The following is a 21498-nucleotide window of genomic DNA, read 5'->3' as shown; positions in this document are numbered from 1 at the left end:
TCCTACTGATAGACGACAGCGAGCATCTCGCTGTTGTCCTCAAGCAATTGTGTTTCCACTTCGAGAATGGAGAACAGCTGCTCCTTGGTCTGCATCCCGGTCAGATCGAGCATTTTTTCCTTATAGAAGATGAAGGTCTTCGGGATCGTGGCATTGGCGTCCGAATAGATCGTATTCTCTTCCAGGAACGAGGCGAACCGGTCGGCCATATTTTTCTTCAAAAAAGCCAGATGATACGCATTCGTCTTCTTGAAGCGCACCACCCCCTCACGGTCCAGCACGCCGACATGGCTGAGCTTCTTCTTCACCAGCCCGAACATGGACTTCTTAATCTCGCTGGACTCGAACAGATACCATCTGCCGGAGGCTGCCTTCAGCTCCGTCTGCTCCGCCGGCCGGCCCAGCGCATCCGCCGCCGTCCGCATCAGCTCGTTCACCGGCACCTCGCGGCTGGCCAGATCCTTCGAGCGCAGCTCGGTGGAGCCGGTGGCAATCGCCCGCAGAATATTGCGCTGGGAGTCAATCTCGATCGTGACATCAACCGTGGATTCGTTCGCCCCGGACTGGACGATTTTGTCCATAATCTCTGCCCGGATCAGCTTGATATCCCGCTCCGTCGCGCCCACGACTGTCTTCTCAATCTGCTCGCGGACCATCGCCATCCCGACGCCAATCGTGGAGATATACGGCGCATTGTTCGCAATCTGGTGCTTGAAGCCTTCCTTCGCAGCCATGGCCGGAACCAGAACCGCCCCGCTGCCTCCGCCGCCTACCAGCGTAATGAATCCGGTGTCCAGCTCATAATCGCTGATCATCTGATTCACCACCGCCATCACCTTGCGGATAGCAATATCCATCGCTGCCCTTGCTGCCTCCTCCGCTGACATCCCCAGATGGGCACCCAGCGTCTGCCAGGCAATCCGCGTGCTCTCCATATTCCCGCGGGCATAATCCGTCTCCGGCACATGGTTCAGCAGATTCGCCGCTCCTGCCAGGGTCAGCGCATATTCATGTCCTCCCCCGCTGCGGACCGTGACATAATCGGGGTCTCCTTCGCGCGGACTGACAAGACCGATCGCGGGCTGCTCCAGGTTCTCCTTGCCGGTGAAGCATTCGTATTCCAGACCGGCGATATGGGCGCTCCGCGGTCCGACATCCGTGATCTTCCCCCCGCCGATCTGGATCATGCTCCCCCCGGCAACGGCCAGCGTCCGCACATCCAGCGAGCGCAGATAGGTTTTATGCCCGCCGACCTGAGCATTCTCAATCATCACCTTGCCGTTCTTGATCACGGAAATATCTACACTCGTACCTCCGACCTCGAAGAAAATGCCGTCCGAGATCTTCTCATACATCAGGGCGCCGGCCACTCCGGCCGCCAGCCCCGACAGCATGGTCAGGATCGGACGCTTGCGCACCTCGTCGATGCTCATGACCCCGCCGTCACAGCGCATGATCATGAGCTGTGAGGTAATTCCCGCTTCTTTGACAGCCTGCTCGGTCATGTTGGCCGTCTCCATCATCTTGGGGATCAGGCTCGCGTTGACGACCGCTGTGCGGGTCCGGGTCTTCAGCCCGTAGAGCTGGGAGATCTCATGTCCGCCGGTAGCGTACACTCCCCGGCTGCGCGCCGCTTCCATCACCCTCAGCTCATTGGCCGGATCATCGACACTATAGGCTTCTGAAGCTACAATGACCTCCGCGCCCCGGGCCAGCAGCTGATCAATCGCATCATCAATGGCTTCTGCCGTAAGCTCCCTGGAGTCAATGAATTTGTGATAAGTGGTCAGGAATTTCCCCGCAGCCAGCTCGATATCCGCCACATTGGTTTCGGAGCGGGCACTGCGGGCATCCAGCCCCGTGCCCATCCCCACGATGCCTACACGGGCAACATCCCCTTCCAGCAGCGCGTTGGTAGCCTGCGTAGTCCCGTGGGCGATGAACTTGATATCACCGGGAAGAATCCCGTTCTCGCTCATAATCCGCTGAATGATCTGGACAATCCCGCTGGCGACCCCGCGTTTGTCGTGGTGCGTGGTGGGCATTTTGACTTTGGACAGCACCTCAAAGGTCTCATTGTCTATGGCAACGGCATCTGTGAAGGTTCCACCGACATCAATGCCGATTCTGATCTGTTTATGGTTCATAGCAGGTTCTCCTCTCCATGAAGCTTAGGTCTCTACAGTCTGTGGTTCACTTGCTGCAGGCTAAAAGGCAATCATTCCCGCGATAATCATCGAGATCATCACCGCTACGAACATCCACGGCAACGTCTTGCGCAGCGTTTCAATAATATCGGTCTTCGTGTAATCGGCGATCCAGACATTGTGTGAGTTGGTCGGATCGCTGACAGCCTGCAGATTGCTCACGATACGCAGGGCGAGCATCGCTGCTACAGGGGCCATGCCTCCGGCCACGATCAGTGCCGCGATTCCGCTGCCGAGCCCCCATACATTAAGCGGTCCACGGTAGATTGCGAGCGGAGACAGCAGGGTGAAGACGAGGATGTACATCAGCGGACTGGTCGGAATAATGACTTCGATCAGCGGCTGGATTAACGAGGCCACCTGGGGCGCAGTTACCGCACTGAGCAGCATCCCGATTCCGATCATCAGACCGAGCGCACCGGCCACATCCTGAATGCCTTCCACCAGCGCACTCGACAACACATGGAATGGACGTTTGGGGGTGGCGAGCAGCAGGGTGACCAGGGCCCCCATGAAGACTGCAGAGACAATATCCACCTTCAGGAAAAACACGAGCAGCACCGGAACAAGCGGACTGATGAGCGCAATCGCTCTTACATTCTTGTTGTCCTGAGCCTGGAATTCCGGCTTGAGCGGCATCGCCCAGGCGCGGCGGACCTTGCCGTCTTTGCGGGTATAATAGACGATCATAATCAGGGCAATCACGATCAGCGGAACAGCACAGACCAGCGAATAAGAAGCAATCGTGTTCGTCGGCACCTTAAGCACATCGGTATAAATCGCCCAGGTGGAGACGTTGAACACCACGCCGACCGCATTGGCCAGTAGTACTACCAGACCGCTTACAAAGGGCTTAAGCCCGGCTGTCAGCATAATAGGGATAGCGATGGTCCCGACCAGAATAACCATACCCAGGCCGTTCGCGGCCGAGAAGATTACAGAGGCGGCGAGGAAAAAGATAATGGCAATCGCCAGCGGCTTATCACCCGCCAGCTCCGCTGCCTTGCGGATAATGGTCTTGGTGATGCCGACCTTGCTGAGAATCTGGCCGAACCAGGCGCCGAAGATCAGTCCGGCAATGGCGGTAGACAGCTTCATGGCTCCGCCTGCAAGCACACCCTTCGTGATGGTGAAGGTATCCGGGTTATCCGACAGGAGCGGGATGCCCGCAATGGCCGCTAGCAGAATCGCCATCATCGGCAATGCCAGCAGCGTGGTCAGCTTGCGGGTCATCATCAGGCCCACAAACACAATGAATACAAGTAGAATTCCGATAATTTGCACGGTTTCCAAACCTATTCCTCCTAAAGTTTCATGAGTAATATACGTTGTTATAAGAACTTAATTACACTTCCAGATAAGCGCCGTGGGCCACAAGCGTCTCTTGCAGTCTCTTATAGTCCACCTGCTGTACTGGAACTCCTGCTTGCACCGCCAATGCCGCCGCAGTACCGCCCGCTTGCCCGATAGCCCCTACCGTTGGCGTTGTCCGCACAGCCGCCTGGGCTTCAAAGGTGGCCGAGAGGCATCTTCCGACGACAATCAGGTTGTCGATTTCGCTGGTGATCAGGCAGCGGTAAGGGATGCTGTACATCGCTCCCCATTCCAGATGATCTGTTGCGGTTCCCTCGCCGTCCGGGCTGTGGATATCAATCGGGTAGCCGGAATGGGCGATCACATCCTCGAAGGGCTTCACCGACAGAATATCCTGCGCGGTTAGTGTGTACATGCCCTTGATCTGGCGGGAGCCGCGCACGCCGATGGACGGACCGGTGGAGACGACTACAGAATCTTCAAAGCCGGGAATAACCTTTTTGAGGAAAATCTCCAGCTCCCGGCACTGCTTGCGTCCTTCAACCTCGGCCTCACTGAGACTCCACGGGTCCGTGCTGTCCTTGCCGAGAATCCGCGTCGTGTTCATAATAACCTCACCGGGATTACTGGTCTCGAAGAACAGCACATCCTCTCTCGGAATACTGATCTCGCCGCGCGCCTTCGCTTCACGGAACTGCCGGTCGAAGCCGGCGACCGACAATCTTGCCGCCGAGTCCATCACGCTGATATCCTGGTTCATTCGCGGAAAGTCCTCACGATGCTCCCGGATATACGTCTTGATCTTCTCCGTGTCCACTCCCCTCATCTTCATCTTCAGGGTCATCGGCTGCGACTGTTCATCGGATTCACGCCCTTTGGTGAAGGGAACCCCGGACCATGCGGCGAGATCACCGTCTCCGGTAGCATCAATGAACACATCCGCCGTAATCCGGCTAAGTCCTGCCTTGTTGCACAAGGTAAGCGACTCAATCCGTCTGTCCGATACTTCAGCCCCGGCCAGCATCGTATGGTACAGCACCTCGCCTCCGCTCTCCTGAAGCATCAGATCCAGCTCGTATTTCATCGCTTCGGCATCGAACGGTGTCACCGAATAGGTGTAGTTCGTCGCATCCGGGATATGCCCCGGCGATTTGCCCAGCGCCTGTAACCGCTGAATCAGCTCATCGGTAATCCCTTGAATCGCCTGCTTATTCCCGGCATGAAAAGTCATCATCGGCCCGACGCCCGCAGCCGTCAGGGTTCCGCCGAGGAAGCCTCCTGCCTCAATGATCAATGTTCTGGCACCTGCTCTTGCTGCCGCGATAGCAGCGATGGAGCCGGATACTCCGCCTCCCGCCACAATAACCTCATATTTTCTCATCCTGGTTCCCCCTCCTGCTTGAATGTTAGCGATTACAATCCGGCTGTTCCCTGAACTGCGAAGGAGTCTTGCCGGTATAGTCCTTGAAGACTGCCATGAAATGCTTGGAGCTTAAATAGCCTGACAATTTGGCCACCTCATAGATTTTGAGATTACTCTCCTTCAGCAGCTGCTTGGCCCGGTTCATCCGGCACTGCGAGACATAATCCGTGAAGTTCTGTCCGGTCTCCGACTTGAACAGTACCGACAGGTACTGGTGGTTCAGATGTACCTGCTCTGCCATATATTGCAGCGAAATTTCCTGATCCAGCCGCAATGCGACCAGCTCCTTCACCTTGCGGATCAGCTGCCTGCCCTTCTGGTCTGATTCGCCCTCACCCGGCTGCGCCTCCGCATCACTCTGCGTTCCGTGCCTGCGTTTGAAATCTCCCAGTGCCTGGGCCAGCTCCGTACGGTCAACCGGCTTCAGCAGATAATCGCTGATGCCGTATTTGATCGCCTGCTTCGCATATTCGAAGTCAGCATACCCGCTCAGAATCAGGATGTACATGTCGGGATACTGGTCACGAATCCGCTTGATCAGCTCCAGACCGTTCATTTCATTCATCCGTATATCCGTGATCAGAACATCGGGCTTCACACTCTTGAGCGCCTCCAGCGCAAGCCGTCCATTCTCTGCTTCCCCCACCACCTGATAGCCGCCGATCACCTTCTCAATCAAATGCTTAAGGCCCGCACGGATCAGGGCTTCATCTTCCACCAGAAACAGCTTGTGCAACCCCATCCCCTCCAAATACAGCATCCGGCCACCGCAACCGCTCCGTCAAGCTCCCAAGGGCTTATCTTTTATGAAACGCTTACAGTAACAGTATAAAATCTGGGCAGCCGCAAAGAAATGCTCCCCATTCGAGAAAAGGTATGAAATTTCGAGATGTATCCGTACCTTCTCCTTCAGACATCAAACCGGATGCCCTTAACGCCAAGATACGGCGGAAAGAACACCCGGTTTTTGCTTAAAATATAAGATTTTTTACAAATAGTGAATACTCACTTCGGTTCTGCCGGACTACAGGACAGGTGCTGCGCTGTTGTCGTATAGCCCAATCAGCTCATCGAAGGAAGAGATAATAACGTCAGAGCCCTTCAGCTCATCCTGCCGCCCGAATCCGGCATAGGCGCAGCCGATGACCGTCTGTCCGTTGCCCTTGCCCGCCTGTACATCCGAGGAACGGTCCCCGACCATCCATGCACTGCTGATCTTGTGATTGTCCAGCAGAAGGCCGAGCAGCTCGGTCTTGGTTGCTGTTCCTGATCCGCCCGCGCTGTACAGCCCCTCGAACAGGTCCTTCAGCTCGTGTACGACTACGATGCTATGGATATAATCCTCCAGCCCGTTGCTGGCTACGAACAGCCTCACTCCCCGCGCGTGCAACGCACGCAGCGTTTCGACTACCTTGGGGTACAGGACTGTCCCTCCGGCCTCCAGCCCCTCAATCTCCAGCTGCAGGAGCAGTTCATCCGCCCGGCGGTGTACCGCCTCATCTGCTTCCGGCATTACGTTCTTCCAGATATCCGCAAGCAGCATGCCTAGACTGCCCAGAATGCGCTCCTCCGGCGGAGTCGGGCCGGAATGCAGGCCTTCTTCCCGCAGGATATCGAACATTTTATGATAGGCGGGCAATAACAGACTTTCTGTCTGGAACAGCGTACCATCCATATCAAATACGATAGCTTCCGGCTGGTTTAAGTTCGGCAGCGGTCTGTTCCCCGCCTGTGTCTGTTCTTCGTTGCTCATGAGGTGAATCATCCCTTCCCAATTGTTCTTCGGTCACACGCCCTAATGATATAGGAAGCAGCAGATGTTGTCTACGAACCCATAATCACAGAAAGGGACCGCATTGCAAACACTTAGAGTGCTTACACTGTGGTCCCTTCTGTTCATACTGCATACTGCCTCAGAAGCTTAACTTATACGTTGTCGAAGCTTGAGATCAGTTCATCGAGCACATCTTTGCTGACCATCTTACCCTTGAAGCTGATCAGGTTCTCGGCACTTCCGGAGAAGATGCAAGTAGGTTCATATTTTCTGAGAATGATCTTTTCGCCGTCCACAAAAATTTCGAGCGGATCCTTTATGTCAATTCCCATTGTTCTGCGCAGCTCAATCGGAATCACAATACGTCCCAGTTCATCTACTTTTCTTACTATACCTGTTGCTTTCATCATTATGCATCCTCCCTTGAAATAACACTTGGATCATCATTCGGTGTTAAAAGCTATCAAAGCTTCTAATAAGTAGAAATGATTACTCTATAATAGCATTGTAAAGTGCTATTTCTTTCCTGTCAATTTTATTTCTACATCTTTTGATATTTATCGACAAATAATTCGACAAAGTTTAGAGTTTTTTCGACAAATCTATAACCAAAACTGTTTTATATCCATTTTATTCTTTTCGTACTATTTTCCCCCGTAATACTGTAGTTATATTGCTGAAGCGGTTCTTCCCCTACCTTACGGCTGATCCTTAAGAACTATGTTACCCCCATACTTACTTGACAAAAAAGTTATACAATCTATATATTTTAATTACCACACTATATTGGAGTGTTTCCATGAGCAAAGAAGCAGAGAAAGAACAAGCCGTCTATACCGTCATGGATCATATGGCCAGCGTGCAGCAGAAGTCGCAGGCGTTCATAGACCGGATTACGAAGAAGGGGGCGCTCTCGCAGAATCAGATCATGCTGTTGTTCCTGCTCCAGCTCACTGGCTCCCTTAATATTACGGATATCTCAGAGCGGCTAGTGATTACTCCGGGAGCCGCTTCGTTCATGTGCGATAAGCTGGAGGATCTGGGATACGTCGAGAGAGTGCGCACGAAGGAAGACCGCAGAGTCGTCAATATTGTTCTCACCGGATCAGGCAAGCAGCACATCCTTTCTCTGTTCGACACCTTTGCATTGACTGACCTCGACAAAATCTCCTCAACCCTCCAGAGAATCGATGAACTGATGGGCGGAATGTTAGAGTAACACCAACGGCTATACTTTACGAACAGACTGCATTTCCCTTAGGGAAGTGCAGTTTTTTTGTCGGAGAACATATATTGATTATATATTTCATTTAATATATATTATAGTTACTTAAATATTATAAAACGGCGGTGAACGAACCTATGCCTGCACTGAACCCGATGCCGGAATCCAATAAACCTCTTAAAATCAACGGCTCCCGGATCTGCCGGGGAGATATGGACGCCTCCCATGTGGAGGTGCTGGGCCACCTGCATGTCAGCGGGAGCTTGAGCACAGCGCGCCTGAAGCTTAGAGGAGAATGCTCCATAGGGTTATCTTGCCATGCGCAGGAGCTGAGCAGCTTCGGCAGTCTGCGCGTTACTGAACTCAGGGGCGTGAGCATCACGGCCAACGGATACCTGTCTGTTACCGGGGAGGCTGCCGCAGAAGAATTCAAGGCTGAGGGCTGCGTGCGTATAGACCGCTTATCCTGCACAAGCACCATCCGGATCAAGCTGGGGTCCCTGTGCAAGATCAGGCACATGACCTCTGAAGGTGATATTATCGTATCGCCCTCCTTCAAGCTGCTCCCTATTCCGCTGAGCCCTTTCCGCAAGCTGCGCTGCGAGATCATTGAAGGCGCTGACATCACCCTGTACCGGACGCAGGCAGACCTTGTGTGCGGACAGAAGGTTACACTCGGACCGGGATGCTCAATCCGGGAGATCCGTTACCGTGAGACGCTGACGGTTCATCCCCGTTCGCAGGTAGGCAAGATTATTCAGATGAATACATAACGATGGAGGTAACACGAAATGAAATCTTCCTCTGGTGCAATGCCCTTACTGCTGAACTATCTGGCAAAAGGTTTCGTCATCCTCTTTGCATTGCCCGTGCTGGGCGTCTGGGTGGCCGGGAGCTTCATCTGTGCCGTCATCGCCCCGATAGCGGGCTTGCTGCGGACCTTCGGAGTCAGTGCCATAGGGATGAATCTGACCCCGTCCTATTCGGTCCCGGTCATTCTCAGCTTGCCCTTCAGCTTAGTTCTCGCGTTCCTCCTTCTCTTGTCCTTTTATTACACCCGGCGTTTGTTGCGGAAAAGTCTAAGCTTCATCAAGTAGCAAAAAGGGGTATTTCAGCAGCCATCCTCCGGCGCAGAAATACCCCTTTTTTGTGTGCAGAACGCCCCATATCTGCTGTTCAGCCTCTTCTTGGTATGCGAAGCTCGCCCTACGAACGAAGCTCAAACAGCCTGGCAGTCTTGCCTGCGGGCAGCGTAACGCTCAAGCTGCCTTCCACAGCGTCCCAGCTCCACTGCGACCCGTGCGCCTCAGGATACGCACACCGGGCCTCCGCATCGCGTCCCCTCAGCTCAGGAACAGGCAGCCTGACCGCCGCCGCTTCTCCGGCAATCCGCCATACAGCGATATAGCGGATGTCTCCATGACGCAGGCCGAAGCTGACCCATTCCCCGCCACTGTCGGGCAGACCGAGCGGCCAGAAGGCGAAGGCTTGCGGAATGTGGGCGCGGATAGACTTGTAATAATCCAGTGCCTCCTTCACCAGCGCCCGGCGTCTTGGCGTTAACTCAGCCAGATGACCACTCTGGTGGACGCGAAGCAGCAGCGAGTTAACCATATTGAAAATGACCTCTTCATCGTCACCTTCGCGCAGCGGGTACGACCAGACCGCCGATTGCTCGGGAGTCAGTGCAGCCGGAGAACCTGCGGCAATGGCAGCATACTTCACATAATCCTCCTGGTCACTGGTGGACTGGATGCTGTGGCGGCTGAGCATGGCATAGTCCATCCGCATCCCGCCGCTGGAGCAGTTCTCGATGACGAGCTGCGGATAACGGGCGAAGATACTGTCCAGCCAAGCCAGATAGGCACGGTTATGCTGCAATAGACCGTCCCCGAAGCTGTCCGCTGCCGTCTCCGTACCAATTCCAGCATTGATATTATAGTCCATCTTGATATACCCGACGCCGTATTCCCCGACCAGCCGGGCAATCACGCTGTCAGCATGCTTGATGACCGCCGGATTACGGTAATCGAGCTGATAGCGGCTGCGGTCCTTGACCCGCTTGCCATGGCGCATGAAGAACCAGCTGTCGTCGGTCTCCGCAAGCTTCGGACTGTTGATGCCCATCACCTCCAGCTCCAGCCACAGACCCGGAATCATCCCCTTGCTGCGGATTACATCCAGCACGTACTTGATACCTTCCGGGAAGCGCTCAGCCGAAGGCTCCCACTCCCCGACCCCGTCCCACCATTCACCGGGAGCATACCAGCCCGCGTCGATGCAGAAGTATTCACAGCCGACCTCGGCAGCAGCATCAATCAGCGGCAATAGCCTCTCCGTTGTCGGGCTTCCCCACAGGCAGTTCATGTAGTCGTTGAAAATCACCCGCAACAGCTCATTATCCTCATTCGGTCTGCGGATCAGCCGCCGGTACGCGGTAAGCTGCTCTGCCGCCTCTCCGAACCCGCCCTCTACTACACCTGCGGCCACCGGCACGGAGGTGAACGCTTCGCCGGGGGCGAGCTTCAGCCACCAGTGGTTGTCATGCTCCGTAGGACCGCTGACCAGCAGCGTGAGCTGGTCGGCCTGATCCGTCAGCTCCCAGTGCCAGGAGCCGTTATGTTCAATCTGCCAGAACAGGCTGCTCCCGCTCTCCTTATTGCGCAGCACGGCCATTGGCAGCAGCTCCGCCGCTGACCAGGACCCGGTATTGCTGGCGGCAATCCGTTTCGAGCCACGGTCAGCGAGATGGGACATACCCAGCTCGGGCAGGCTGTAGCTTTTCCACTGCAGCTCACTCTGCCACCCGCTGTGAGCAATACTCACTTCGATTTTGTCATTCCGGTCTCCGTTGCCCTCCTTGTCCACTCCTGTAAGTGCGAACGAAGACAGGTACTCCACAGCCGCTTCTGCGTCGCCTTCATTAATCAGTACTGTCCATGAGCGCACAATCTGCACGCCAGAATAGAACTGATAATGCTGTACTGCCTTCACACCCGTCAGCGGGTCAGCCAGCGTTAGTTCCAGCTTCCGCCCCAGCGGATTCACCGTGTCCTTATGCCCGTCATACACCATCCGCAATCCCGGATAAGACGCGCGGTGCGTCCGCCCGTGATATTCCGCCCGGTCTTCCCCCGACAGCTGCAGCTCCAGCAGCCGGAAGCTTGCCATCTGCTTGTCTTCTATGTTCCCTGCTTCCAGCGGCGCTGCGCCAAAATGCAGCAGCCGCACATCCTGCTGCTCTGTAATTTCTATGGTAAGATAAAGCCCGTTCTCGGCTATGTCTATGAGCCTGCTCTGCATATCTGATTTGCCTCCTTACAAAGGTTGTTGTTGTCCTTGGTTTCCTGTTTTTCTGCCTCCCCTGATTAGGAGGCCATCTCTTCTATTCGTAACTGCTGATTTCCTGCGGTGCTCGTGTAAGTGGCGAAGTAACGGAGGTGAAGTTTGGGTTGAAGGAGCGATAGCGTCCGCCTTTGTCTCCGGAGTTCAACCGCTACCAGCGGTAAAATCAAGAAATCTGGAGACAACAGCGGCCGGAGGCCCAAACATTCACTGCAGTTACGTCCAGCCACTTACACCCCCTCCCCCGCCTAAAAATCTGCGTTACATAGAAAGAAGGCCCCCTCAGTAATAAAGCTTACTTCGGAGGCCGTTAAGGTCAAATCAAAATTTTATTCCGCAGACCCGAATTGAATCCAAGCCTTCTGAATTTCATCAATCGCCTGATCCTTCGTCTTGCTGCCGCCGATATAAGCCTGCATCAGCTCACCGAATTTCTGGTGGAACGTATCCAGAGAGTAGTTCACCGACAGGTCGCCGGATTTCTCCGTCTTCAGGATTTCTTCCATTTCCTTAGGCATTTGCAAGTCAGGCATCGGGGCATCCTTGATTGGAGGAATGACCTTCGCTACGTTAGAGAACCAGCTCTTCCCGTAGTCGGAAGTATACAGCCAGTTGAAGAATTCAATCGTTTCCGCTGCTACCGCAGAATCCTTATTGATCCGCAGTGCCTGGTCGGCACCGGTGATAATCTGGGATTGCTCCGGCTTGTCACTGACAGGGTACCCGGCGATGCCGAGGTCAAAGTCAGGGGTGATTTTCTTAATCGCTTCTTCATCCCACGCGCCTTTACCAGTCATGAAGGCTGTTTTGCCCAAGGCGAAATCACTGACCTCAGCATTGCTGTCGCGTTCAAGCGGCTTGTCTGTACCATGCTTAACGGTTGTGTCAATGAAGCTGAAGAAGTTGTCCTTCAGCACCGGATGATCCTTGAAGGTCGTCTTCCCGGCGATGAAGTCCGCTACGAGCGTCTTGGCATCGGTTCCGGCATCGGTGGCTGCGGCGTCTACGAAGTGCTGGAAGATATGCTTCCATACCCACCACTCTTTATAGGCGTTGGCGAAGGGTGTGATGCCCTTGGCTTCAAGCTTGGTAATCGCATCGTCCATTTCAGCTGTTGTCTTAGGCACTTCCGTGATGCCGGCATCCGCCAGCAGCTTCTTGTTGTACATCAGGACGAACAGGTTGCCCTTCACCGGCAGTCCGAGGACTTTGCCATCTGTAGAGCTCATGTTCGAGCGGACTGCATCCGTCATCGCTGCGGCCAGTGGCTCATTGGTCAAGTCAGCGCTGTATTCGGCAAAAGTATCGATATCCCCGCCCGCCGTGGTCTGGAACACATCCGGTGTGCTGCCTGCGGCAATTTTGGATTTCAGCACCGTATTGTAGTCCGCCTGCATGATTTCCAGATTGATCGTAACATTCGGCTTAACCTTCTTGTATTCCGCAATATAAGCATTGAAGGCATCCGTGTATTCGGGCGAGGCGGTGAACATATTAATCGTGACGGGCTTGGAGGAATCCGTAGGCGTATTGCCTGCTCCGGCTGCTCCACCCGTGTTGTTAGCGACATTATTGTTGTTATTTCCGCCGCAACCGGCCAGCAGTCCGCCCACCAGCAGCAGACTCGCAGATAATGCCATGAATCGTTTTAACATATTGTTGCCCCCTTTTTCCTTATGCATCTTGTGGTCTTGCTCATCATTCTAAATAAAAAGAAAAAGGATAAGAATGTACATAAGTGAACGGATAAGGGTAAAAAAGTGTCCATGTAACCGTTTCACTTTTCTACCCCTGGCAGCTGCAGCCGGAATTCAGAAGGGGAGCAATCATAGTAATTGCGGAACGCCTTGCTGAAATAGTTCTTGTCCTTGTATCCCAGCATTTCAGAGATATCCTGAATTTTGAGGGCAGGATCGGTCAGCAGTACTTTGGCTTTGTCCATTCTTACCTTTTGCACATACTCGTGAATACCATAGCCATATTGTCCCTTGAACAGCTTCATCAAATACTCTCTGCTCAAGAAATATTGTTCCGTGAACATCGATATCTTAATGTCCTCGAAATAATGGTTATCAATGTATGCCTTAATATTCTCCAACACGCCGCTGCGGTCTCCGGCCACCGTCCGGCTGATCTCTCCCGCATAACGGTCGAAGATGTCATGAAGCACGCCCGCAAACTGCCCGAAGGAGGCAAAATCGCTGAGGATGCCCAGAGATGCCAGGCTGCTGTCCTTCCCGCTGCGGATCTCCGGCGGCATGGCATCCAGCCCTGCTGCAATTTCATTTAACAGCAACAGGAACCCTTGCAGGGTCCGGTCCGCCTCCCCGAGCGTGAAACCTTCCGCCTCCTGGCATTTGCGGATGAATTCGCCGAGGATGCTGCGCGCATGATTCACATTCCCGCTCTCCAGCGCGCTGCGGATCTGCGGCATCCGTCCGGTCAGGGAGGGATTATCCCGCGATACCGGGTTCACTGCTCTGCCCTGTGCGATCAGGCTGCCCTTCAGGCTGAGCAGGTCGATCGTATCTAGTGATGCTTTGGCCTGCTCATAAGAAGCGGCAATGCTGAGCGAATCGCTGCAAGGCTGCCCGATTCCCCCGGCACAGATGATTCCGAACAGCTCCTTCAAGGTGGAGGCTGCTTTCTTCATATGGTGCAGCGACAGGAAGGCCGCATCCGCTTCATAACCGCCCTTCATAGTGAAGATGGCAATGAACTCGCGCTCCCCCTTGGGGCTGGCGAAGCTGAACGACTCGAACTGCCCGTCCGTGTTCTCGTTCATCACATTCGTTACGGCAAAATGCAGCAGATCCCGGTCCCCATGGAATCTTTCCTTACGTACCTGTTCCAGATTAAGCATCCGCAGAAGGCCGACAGCGAAGTGGCTCGCCGCCCCGTCCGCCCCGATCAGCGGGAGAAAAGCCTCATTGGACTGGGTCTTGAAGCTCCGGTCAATGATGGACAGATACATCTTCTCCTTCAGCTTCGGAAGCGACATATTGAGCGTAATATTGCGGGTTATGAACTCGCTCTCCCGCTTCCGCTTGGCCTCCAGCACCCCCACCGCCTTGCGCAGCGCAAGGTTAAGGTCTGTGCGGTTCACCGGCTTCAGCAGGTAATCCACCACCTTCGAACGGATGGCCTGGCGCGTATACTCGAAATCATTATAGCCGCTGATCACAATCAGCAGCAGGTCCGGGAATTCCTGCTCGGCAATCTGCAGCAGCTCGGCTCCGCTCAGCTCCGGCATTTTCATATCAACCAGCACCAGATCGAACCGCTCACGGCGCAGCAGCTCAAGTCCTGCCTTCCCGTCTGTCGCCTCCCGCACCTCACTGACACCGAGGCCCTCCCAATCCCCCAGGATATGGATCGCTTCGCGCAGCGGCTCCTCATCATCAATAATCAGCACTCTATACATGTTGTCCTACTCCTCCCCGCGGCAACCGCATATCCATTCGTGTTCCCTCTTCTGTACTATGAATGACCAGACCCGACTCTTCTCCATACAACAGCTTCAGCCGGGTATTCAGATTCTTCAGCCCGATACTCTCCATGCCGTCCTCTTCGGCAGTGTCCGCTGCGCGGTCCTCCCACTGGATCTGAAGTGAATTCAGCACCTGCTCCAGCCGTTCTCCGCTGATGCCCGGCCCGTCATCCAGCACGGAGATCACGCTGTGAGTGCCGGTGATATGCGCCTCAATGGTGATGGTAACCGTACTCGATACCTTTTCCAGCGCATGCTTGATGCAGTTCTCCACCAGCGTCTGGATCGACAGCTTGGGGATTCGCAGCTCCATCAGGCTCTCATCCCAGGCGTATACCACCTGCATCCGGTTCCCGAACCGCGCCTTCTGCAAGGCCAGATACCGCTCGATATGCCGCAGTTCCTCCCTTGCCAGCACAACATCCTTGCCGCTAATGCAGTATCGCAGGGTTAGGGCCAGGTTGTCCACCATCTCGACAATATCATCGTTGTTGTTCTTGAGCGCCTTGGTGGAGATCGCCTGGAGCGCATTGTACAGGAAATGGGGATTAATCTCGGCCTCCAGGGCTTTCAGGACGGCGTTCTTTTCAACGATTTTCATTTTATAGCGTTCATTGATCAGCTCATTCGTCTTCTCGACCATCTTGTTGAAATGGCGCGACAGGTAGGCGATCTCATCCTTGCCCGCAACCGCAGCCTGTGCATCGAAGCTCCCGGTACTGAACCGCTGCATCTGGAGCGACAGATTCTTCAGCGGATGGGTAATCCGGTTCGAGGTGAAGCTAACCAGCACTACAGAGACGATCAGGAACAGCAGGCCAATCCCCACACTTAACGTACGTGTCGTTGTCGCCGCCTCATAGATCTGGGTGTAGGGAATCGGCTTGACGAGCTTCCAGCCTTCCTTTTGACTGATATCGTAGATTACCAGGTACTTCTGCTCCTTGTCTGACCAGGTTACGCGCCCCTTCTGCTCCGGTGTCAGCAGCTTCGCCAATCCCGCCTCCTTGCTCTCCCGGTAGAACTGCTTGTCATCCACCTTGAAAGGCTCCCCGTCCGGGCTGATATACATCAGATGCTCTCCGGTGCTGAACGGGATATCCCGCATAATCTCATCCGTCACGGAGGAATTCAGATACAGCGACAACACCGCCTGCGGCTCGCGCGACACGATGGAGCGGATCAGCCGGTGGTAGCCCATGAACACCTTGTTATGGTTAACGGGATAATCGGCGCTGTTCAAGCTGGCCGGCTGCTCCTCCACAAACGACTGATAGGAACGGTTGTACGGACTCTTAAGCGCCCGCTTATACCACGGCAGGTCATCAACAGGCGGATGCTCGGATACCCGGACGGTGATGTTATAGTTCTCCTTGGTGACATAATAATACTTCTGCTCCTTAATTACATAGAGATATACAGCCTCCAGATCATTGCGCGAAAAATACAGATTCCGCAGATAATCCTCCACGTACATCCGGGAGCTGTAGTCTTCCGATTCATGCAAAAGCGCATAATTGAACTCATCGTAGGAGATCTGCGGCAGAGACAATTGCTCAATCCCGCTTAGATAGCTCTCCAGATTCCGTCCGACCAGAAGCAAATTATTGCCCGTACTGGCCATGCTGTTATCGACCGATTCCCGCTGCAGCATGCTATAGGATATGTAGGTGAGTGAACTGACCACCAGGATGATGATAATCGTAAATAACAGAATCAGCTTGTTAGCCAGGCGTCGGGACACCCGCGCCATTATAGGCTCGATCAGCTTAACCCACACTTTTCTCATGATGCTCTCCGCTCTCCCCGCTGCCGGTTTTGGGGACTTTTCCGGCCTCCGCAGTCCGTTCACCTTTTTACCCTTAACTGTACTCTTAAATCCATTTTTGACGATACGGGTCTGCTCTATAATACACAATATAGACTAACCGGAATGGTTAAGTGTGGCAAGACAGGCCTAATACTCCCACCCTATAACTCAAGAAGAGGTGCATCCATGTTAAAAACACTCGGCAAAAGATGGCGCGAGAAATTCGAATTCGGAATCTTTACTCTCCCGGTTCTGATCTGTATCGCTGTAGCCTTCTATATTCCCTTCGCCATGACCATCCGCTATTCGATGACCAAGTGGAACGGGATCTCCAAGCACCCCAAGTTCGTCGGCCTGGATAATTTCAAGCAGATCTTCGCAGGCGATACCAACTTCTCGGATGCCGCCTGGTTCACGATTAAATATGCGGTGCTCTACATTGTCATAGTCAACGTGCTGGCGATTCTGCTGGCGGTGCTGCTGGACATGAAGCTGAGAAGCACCTCCTGGCTGAGAGCGGCCTTCTTCATCCCGTATATCCTCAGTCTGGTCATTGTCGGCTTCATCTGGAAATTCATCTTCATGCAGGGCTTCAACTCGCTGGGCGAGAGCACAGGCTGGGCGATCTTCGATCTAAGCTGGCTCGGGACACCGGGTCTGGCCTTCATCTCCATCTTGGGCGTATCCATCTGGCAGTCCATCGGGTTCTATCTAGTCATTTACATTGCCGGTCTGCAATCTGTGCCTGAGGATCTCAAGGAAGCTGCTACGGTTGACGGTGCCGGACCGCTGAGACGATTCTTCAGCATTACGCTGCCGCTGCTTGCCCCATCGATCACGATCTCTGTGTTCATGGCGCTCACCAATTCGATCAAGGTGTTCGATGTCATCCTGTCACTGACCGGCGGCGGTCCCGGCGGAACTACGTATAGTATCGCTTATGATATCTACCGGGATACATTCCAGAACAACCTGTACGGCTACGGTACAGCCAAAGCGCTCATTCTGTTCCTTGCCGTGCTTGCCGTAACGATCATCCAGCTGACCGTCTTTAAACGGAGAGAGGTAGAGGCCTAATGACAACCAACCACAACAAGGCAGGCAAGATCATCCTGGAGGTTATTCTGGTCCTCTTGTCTCTGCTGTTCCTGTACCCGCTATTCCTGACGATTATCAATTCGCTCAAAAGCTTCGGCGAGGTCATGACCGATGTCATCGCCCTGCCGCAGAAGCTGACCTTCAGCAACTACGCCTATGTCTGGGAGTTCATCAACTATCCGCGGCTGTTCCTGAATAACTTCATCATTACCGGTGTCGGCCTGCTCGGTATTGTATTCATCTCCTCCATCGCCGCCTATAAGCTGGCCCGGACCAAAACCAGATGGAGCGGTGTCCTGTACTTCCTGTGCATTATGCCGATGCTGATCCCGTTCCAGTCGATCATGCTGACGGTCCTCCAGACCGCCAAGAACCTGAACCTGTCGGAGAGCACCTGGGGACTGGGTCTCCTGTATTGGGGCTTCGGCGCTCCGCTGGCGGTGTTCATCTATCACGGCTTCGTGAAGGGAATCCCAACGGAGATTGATGAGAGCGCGACGATTGACGGCGCTTCCGGCTTCCGCCTGTTCTTCAGCGTGATCTTCCCGCTGCTGAAATCGGTCACCACGACCATTGTCATCATTGATGTCATGTGGATCTGGAATGACTTCCTGCTCCCGCTGCTGATGGTCAATGGTTCGCCGGAGACGAAAACGTTAACGCTGGCCGCTTACACCTTCGTGGGCCAGTATACCTCGGACTGGCAGTATGCCATGACCGCTATGGTAATGGCGGTGCTTCCTTCGATCGTGGTCTTCATCTTCCTGCAGAAATACATTGTGAAGGGCGTTGTGGCAGGGGCGGTTAAGGGCTGATCCTGTACTTCCCCTCTACTCTGCCCGCTTCCGAACGGTAAATAAGGCACGGCCTAAGCGAATTCGCTCGGGCCGTGCCTTTTTCTGTTTTGATTCCCTGGTATAACCATCACTGCGGAGATTTTGGAATTCCAGCCGCTGTTAGGTTTGGATTTCCCGATTCAAATTGCTGGCCGCAGTAGAAATCCAAACAGACTATGCTTCCGAAGCTAGCTTTCCTACGGAAAGCTTTCAGGCGGACGCTGCCGCTCCTCCAGTTCCAAAATCCCTTCCGCGCAGCCTGCCACCCATCCCGGATTCCCCCAGGAGATGCGGACTCAGATGACCTTATTTCGCTAATACTGCCCTGTTTTTCGCGCCTGCGGACTCAGATGCACTTATTTTGCAATTTCGGGCCCGCAATGACTGCAAATAAGCAGCTTAAGGTCCACTGAGTCCGCAAGTTCGGCGAATCCAGCCCTTTCAGGACTATAAGGGCCTCCCAGTCCGCATAGAACCGCGAAGTACCGCACCAGCCTCCCAGCGAAGGTAAAGAGGGGGCGATGGTCCACGGGGCGGATGGGCCACAGGGACGTTGAAGTCGTTTCTTTACCGTCTAAGCGCGATCCGGTACACTGGAGAAGCGGTCACACTATGGAACACGGCAACGGCTTCGCCCTCGAATACCTTCTCCACGGCCATGGCGGCATCGCCGGCCAGCTTGACGGCACCGGTGCGGCGCGGCGTGGTCTCCAGCACAATCTCACCCCGGCGCAGCACCTCCCGGAACCGGGACAGGCCGATTTCCCACGGCAAGCCGTTATAGAAATGGTCGTGGAACAGTTGTCCGGCAGCGAAGGCATAGCCTACATTTCCGGTATAGTCGATGCTCAGCAGTACTTCTTCCGTGCTCTCGAGGACATCCTCGGGCAACTGGAGGACAACCTTGTGGTCCTGAATCCGGCGCAGCGTAACCGCGACTTCCTTCTGCGGTACCTGTACCTCATAAGCCTGGAACAAGCCTTCTGTACGTGCGCTCACCTTTGCATCCGCCTGCGGCGTATTCCACTGCGTTGCCGCCTCAGCTCCACCCGTGTATTCGCGGAATGTGAACGCATGATGTCCCGGGCTGATGAATTCCATCCCGTCCGGGGTCTGAACAGGAGGAGCCGGTGAGAAGATGATGCGGTTCTGACCGTTCTCCTCAAGCTCCCACAGAGCCGCAGCTTCACGAGCGCTCATTGCATAGATGCGGACTTCTCTGGCTTCGTCCCGCCGGATCACAATCATCGAAGATTGGTCATGCGGAATCAGCACATTGTAGCCGCCATTCTCTGCTACGTCCCCGGCATCCGCAGTCACATCAAGAATGCCAGCAGCCGCGTCGATCTGGAACTCACCGTCTACCCCCTCTGGCATGGAGAAGAAGTAGGTAGCCGCTTCCTCGCTTTCGACAACCGTTACAGGCTGGGCTGTAGCAGACTTAAGATTCAGACCATCCAGTGCGAAGTTGAACGGCAGCAGGAAGGAAGCCTTGGGCTGAACCGTCAGCTTACTCCGCTGCGGGAAGCTTAGCGTCTCCTCTCCCAGCTCTACCGTAAACACAACCTCCTCATGCGTATCCATCTCCACATGGTCCTGATAATTATTGACGAACAGGAACCCGGACTTGCCGTCCGTGCGGACTGCATAACGCAGCGTATGCGCATCCTCCGGCGTAACTGCTTCTGCCCCCTCGGGAAGCACAGTTGCCAGCGGTGCAAGCCGGTCTGCGAACCGGCGCAGGAAATAATGAAGCGGACGAAGCAGATGATTCGACTCGCGAATTTGGCCGAATTCGCCAATCGGCGCCTGGAAGTCATAGGTCAGCTTCGGGGTGGTGCTCTCGTTCAGGTATCCCGTTCTTCCCACCGGATTCGTTCCGCCGTGGAACATATAATACCCGATGAAGTTGCAGCCCCCGGCAAGCTTCATTAAGGTCATGGCAATTACACTTTCCGGCTCCACCTGGAACCGGGACAGATACCAGGTCTGCATCCCGCCGCCCATCTCACAGCAGGCGAACGGGTATTTCGTCCGCGCATACGGCGGATTGAATTCGCCGCCCGGCGCCTTGTCATCATGGAAGTTCACGAATACATATTCCGGCGTTGGCTTCTGGACCTGATTCGGATCACTGATGCTCCACGGAGTATATGCATACCCGCCATACAGCGGAAGCACCTCATCCTCCAGGAACGGCGCCTCGCCCCAGCCGGTGCTGGTATAGATCGGAGCGATCAGACCGGAATCCACCGCAACCTTCTTAAGCAGACGCATATGCTCCGATCCGGCTTCCCCGCTTGCGCCGCCGCTGAGATATTCGTCACCCTGCTTGGCGGTCTCTTCCCAGAGAGCGGCCGCAGCATTCAGCTCATTCTCCAGCTGAATCCCGATCACCGGGCCGCCATCCTTGAACATCTGCCCATCAGACTGATTGCCGATTTCCCGGAACAGTCGGTTCACATACTTCAGGTAGCCCTCGTCATTGGAGCGAACCGCGAATTCACGCCCGAACAGCCAGTCCGGCAGTCCGCCGTTCTTGACCTCGCCATGACAGAACGGACCCACACGCAGGATGACGTATAGGCCATTCTCCCGGCACAGCTCCACGAATCGCCGGAGGTTGCGGTTGCCCGCCCATTCGAACTCCCCTTCCAGCTCTTCATGATGATTCCAGAAAATATAAGTCGCAACCACGTTAATTCCCGACAGCTTCAGCTTGCGGATCTCGCTCTCCCAGTCCGCTTCGGGATACCGTGAATAATGGAATTCCCCGCAGATGGCGAAGTAGGGCTTGCCGTTCAGCTCCATATAATAATTGGTGAAGCTGAGCTCGTCCCCTTGGGGGTTGCTCCCGCCCAGCCGCAGTGTGGACGGGTAGATTTTTTTGGGAGACACTCCAGCCTGTATCGTATATTTCATGAGAATCGCTCCTTTGCCCTAATGTATGATCCGTGTACAACCTATACCTATAAT

The 21498-nt window shown here is 54.5% G+C and carries 16 protein-coding genes; 5 read left to right on the top strand and 11 right to left on the bottom strand.

The window, feature by feature from the left end:
- Positions 1–2 precede the first annotated feature (2 nt).
- The 6 genes from ACFSX3_RS25530 to ACFSX3_RS25505 all read right to left on the bottom strand — a co-directional run bounded on the left by ACFSX3_RS25530 (position 3) and on the right by ACFSX3_RS25505 (position 7128).
- On the bottom strand, positions 3–2147 hold the full coding sequence (locus ACFSX3_RS25530; protein ID WP_209993446.1) for a hydantoinase/oxoprolinase family protein: 2145 nt from the start codon (positions 2145–2147) through the stop codon (positions 3–5).
- 60 nt (positions 2148–2207) lie between these two features.
- Positions 2208–3491: a citrate transporter gene (locus ACFSX3_RS25525; RefSeq protein WP_235191726.1), complete on the bottom strand. Its 1284-nt coding sequence runs from the start codon at positions 3489–3491 to the stop codon at positions 2208–2210.
- Between the two features lie 61 nt (positions 3492–3552).
- Complete coding sequence (locus ACFSX3_RS25520) at positions 3553–4902, bottom strand: FAD-dependent oxidoreductase (protein ID WP_209993447.1); 1350 nt, start codon at positions 4900–4902, stop codon at positions 3553–3555.
- Positions 4903–4927: 25 nt separating this feature from the next.
- Positions 4928–5680 (bottom strand): response regulator transcription factor, encoded by a 753-nt coding sequence (locus ACFSX3_RS25515; RefSeq protein ID WP_209993448.1) that lies wholly within the window; start codon positions 5678–5680, stop codon positions 4928–4930.
- 288 nt (positions 5681–5968) lie between these two features.
- Entirely contained in the window at positions 5969–6697 is a 729-nt protein-coding gene (locus ACFSX3_RS25510; RefSeq protein WP_209993449.1) for an HAD family hydrolase, read from the bottom strand.
- A 173-nt stretch (positions 6698–6870) separates the two neighbouring features.
- Positions 6871–7128 (bottom strand): AbrB/MazE/SpoVT family DNA-binding domain-containing protein, encoded by a 258-nt coding sequence (locus ACFSX3_RS25505; protein WP_339223628.1) that lies wholly within the window; start codon positions 7126–7128, stop codon positions 6871–6873.
- 389 nt (positions 7129–7517) lie between these two features.
- Here ACFSX3_RS25505 and ACFSX3_RS25500 point away from each other — a divergent pair, with 389 nt between their 5' ends.
- The 3 genes from ACFSX3_RS25500 to ACFSX3_RS25490 all read left to right on the top strand — a co-directional run bounded on the left by ACFSX3_RS25500 (position 7518) and on the right by ACFSX3_RS25490 (position 9040).
- Positions 7518–7937 carry a MarR family winged helix-turn-helix transcriptional regulator gene (locus tag ACFSX3_RS25500; protein WP_209993450.1) on the top strand — a complete coding sequence of 140 codons (420 nt, stop codon included), beginning with the start codon at positions 7518–7520 and terminating at the stop codon, positions 7935–7937.
- A 143-nt stretch (positions 7938–8080) separates the two neighbouring features.
- The gene (locus ACFSX3_RS25495; RefSeq protein WP_379257001.1) at positions 8081–8716 is read left to right on the top strand and encodes a hypothetical protein; all 636 of its coding nucleotides are present in this window, start codon (positions 8081–8083) and stop codon (positions 8714–8716) included.
- A gap of 18 nt (positions 8717–8734) precedes the next feature.
- Positions 8735–9040: a hypothetical protein gene (locus ACFSX3_RS25490; RefSeq protein WP_209993452.1), complete on the top strand. Its 306-nt coding sequence runs from the start codon at positions 8735–8737 to the stop codon at positions 9038–9040.
- A gap of 109 nt (positions 9041–9149) precedes the next feature.
- On the opposite strand, the gene ACFSX3_RS25485 is transcribed toward ACFSX3_RS25490, so the two are convergent.
- The 4 genes from ACFSX3_RS25485 to ACFSX3_RS25470 all read right to left on the bottom strand — a co-directional run bounded on the left by ACFSX3_RS25485 (position 9150) and on the right by ACFSX3_RS25470 (position 16567).
- Positions 9150–11246 (bottom strand): glycoside hydrolase family 36 protein, encoded by a 2097-nt coding sequence (locus ACFSX3_RS25485; protein ID WP_209993453.1) that lies wholly within the window; start codon positions 11244–11246, stop codon positions 9150–9152.
- Positions 11247–11617: 371 nt separating this feature from the next.
- The gene (locus ACFSX3_RS25480) at positions 11618–12943 is read right to left on the bottom strand and encodes an ABC transporter substrate-binding protein (protein WP_209993454.1); all 1326 of its coding nucleotides are present in this window, start codon (positions 12941–12943) and stop codon (positions 11618–11620) included.
- A 122-nt stretch (positions 12944–13065) separates the two neighbouring features.
- Positions 13066–14712 carry a response regulator transcription factor gene (locus ACFSX3_RS25475; protein WP_209993455.1) on the bottom strand — a complete coding sequence of 549 codons (1647 nt, stop codon included), beginning with the start codon at positions 14710–14712 and terminating at the stop codon, positions 13066–13068.
- Positions 14705–16567 carry a cache domain-containing sensor histidine kinase gene (locus tag ACFSX3_RS25470; RefSeq protein ID WP_209993456.1) on the bottom strand — a complete coding sequence of 621 codons (1863 nt, stop codon included), beginning with the start codon at positions 16565–16567 and terminating at the stop codon, positions 14705–14707. The genes ACFSX3_RS25475 and ACFSX3_RS25470 overlap by 8 nt, the downstream gene beginning before the upstream one ends.
- A gap of 207 nt (positions 16568–16774) precedes the next feature.
- On the opposite strand from ACFSX3_RS25470, the gene ACFSX3_RS25465 reads away from it, so the two are divergent.
- Both ACFSX3_RS25465 and ACFSX3_RS25460 read left to right on the top strand, forming a co-directional pair.
- A complete protein-coding gene (locus ACFSX3_RS25465) occupies positions 16775–17665 on the top strand; it encodes a carbohydrate ABC transporter permease (RefSeq protein ID WP_209993457.1) in 891 nt (296 codons plus the stop codon).
- On the top strand, positions 17665–18501 hold the full coding sequence (locus ACFSX3_RS25460; protein WP_209993458.1) for a carbohydrate ABC transporter permease: 837 nt from the start codon (positions 17665–17667) through the stop codon (positions 18499–18501). Before ACFSX3_RS25465 ends, ACFSX3_RS25460 begins: the two co-directional genes overlap by 1 nt.
- 588 nt (positions 18502–19089) lie before the next feature.
- Here ACFSX3_RS25460 and ACFSX3_RS25455 read toward each other — a convergent pair.
- Positions 19090–21444, bottom strand: a complete 2355-nt coding sequence (locus ACFSX3_RS25455) for a beta-galactosidase (protein WP_209993459.1) — start codon at positions 21442–21444, stop codon at positions 19090–19092.
- Positions 21445–21498 lie beyond the last annotated feature (54 nt).

This window comes from Paenibacillus rhizoplanae, from assembly GCF_042684125.1.
Lineage (GTDB): Bacteria > Bacillota > Bacilli > Paenibacillales > Paenibacillaceae > Paenibacillus_AQ > Paenibacillus_AQ rhizoplanae.
This window is presented reverse-complemented; position numbering and strand designations above follow the sequence as displayed.

What these genes read in the sequence shown, in the direction of transcription:
- ACFSX3_RS25500 (WP_209993450.1), top strand. Translation starts at nt 7,518, where the DNA reads ATGAGCAAAGAAGCAGAGAAAGAACAAGCCGTCTATACCGTCATGGAT.
- ACFSX3_RS25495 (WP_379257001.1), top strand. Translation starts at nt 8,081, where the DNA reads ATGCCTGCACTGAACCCGATGCCGGAATCCAATAAACCTCTTAAAATC.
- ACFSX3_RS25520 (WP_209993447.1), bottom strand. Translation starts at nt 4,902, where the DNA reads ATGAGAAAATATGAGGTTATTGTGGCGGGAGGCGGAGTATCCGGCTCC.
- ACFSX3_RS25470 (WP_209993456.1), bottom strand. Translation starts at nt 16,567, where the DNA reads ATGAGAAAAGTGTGGGTTAAGCTGATCGAGCCTATAATGGCGCGGGTG.
- ACFSX3_RS25475 (WP_209993455.1), bottom strand. Translation starts at nt 14,712, where the DNA reads ATGTATAGAGTGCTGATTATTGATGATGAGGAGCCGCTGCGCGAAGCG.
- ACFSX3_RS25530 (WP_209993446.1), bottom strand. Translation starts at nt 2,147, where the DNA reads ATGAACCATAAACAGATCAGAATCGGCATTGATGTCGGTGGAACCTTC.
- ACFSX3_RS25460 (WP_209993458.1), top strand. Translation starts at nt 17,665, where the DNA reads ATGACAACCAACCACAACAAGGCAGGCAAGATCATCCTGGAGGTTATT.
- ACFSX3_RS25510 (WP_209993449.1), bottom strand. Translation starts at nt 6,697, where the DNA reads ATGAGCAACGAAGAACAGACACAGGCGGGGAACAGACCGCTGCCGAAC.
- ACFSX3_RS25490 (WP_209993452.1), top strand. Translation starts at nt 8,735, where the DNA reads ATGAAATCTTCCTCTGGTGCAATGCCCTTACTGCTGAACTATCTGGCA.
- ACFSX3_RS25505 (WP_339223628.1), bottom strand. Translation starts at nt 7,128, where the DNA reads ATGATGAAAGCAACAGGTATAGTAAGAAAAGTAGATGAACTGGGACGT.
- ACFSX3_RS25485 (WP_209993453.1), bottom strand. Translation starts at nt 11,246, where the DNA reads ATGCAGAGCAGGCTCATAGACATAGCCGAGAACGGGCTTTATCTTACC.
- ACFSX3_RS25455 (WP_209993459.1), bottom strand. Translation starts at nt 21,444, where the DNA reads ATGAAATATACGATACAGGCTGGAGTGTCTCCCAAAAAAATCTACCCG.
- ACFSX3_RS25480 (WP_209993454.1), bottom strand. Translation starts at nt 12,943, where the DNA reads ATGTTAAAACGATTCATGGCATTATCTGCGAGTCTGCTGCTGGTGGGC.
- ACFSX3_RS25465 (WP_209993457.1), top strand. Translation starts at nt 16,775, where the DNA reads ATGTTAAAAACACTCGGCAAAAGATGGCGCGAGAAATTCGAATTCGGA.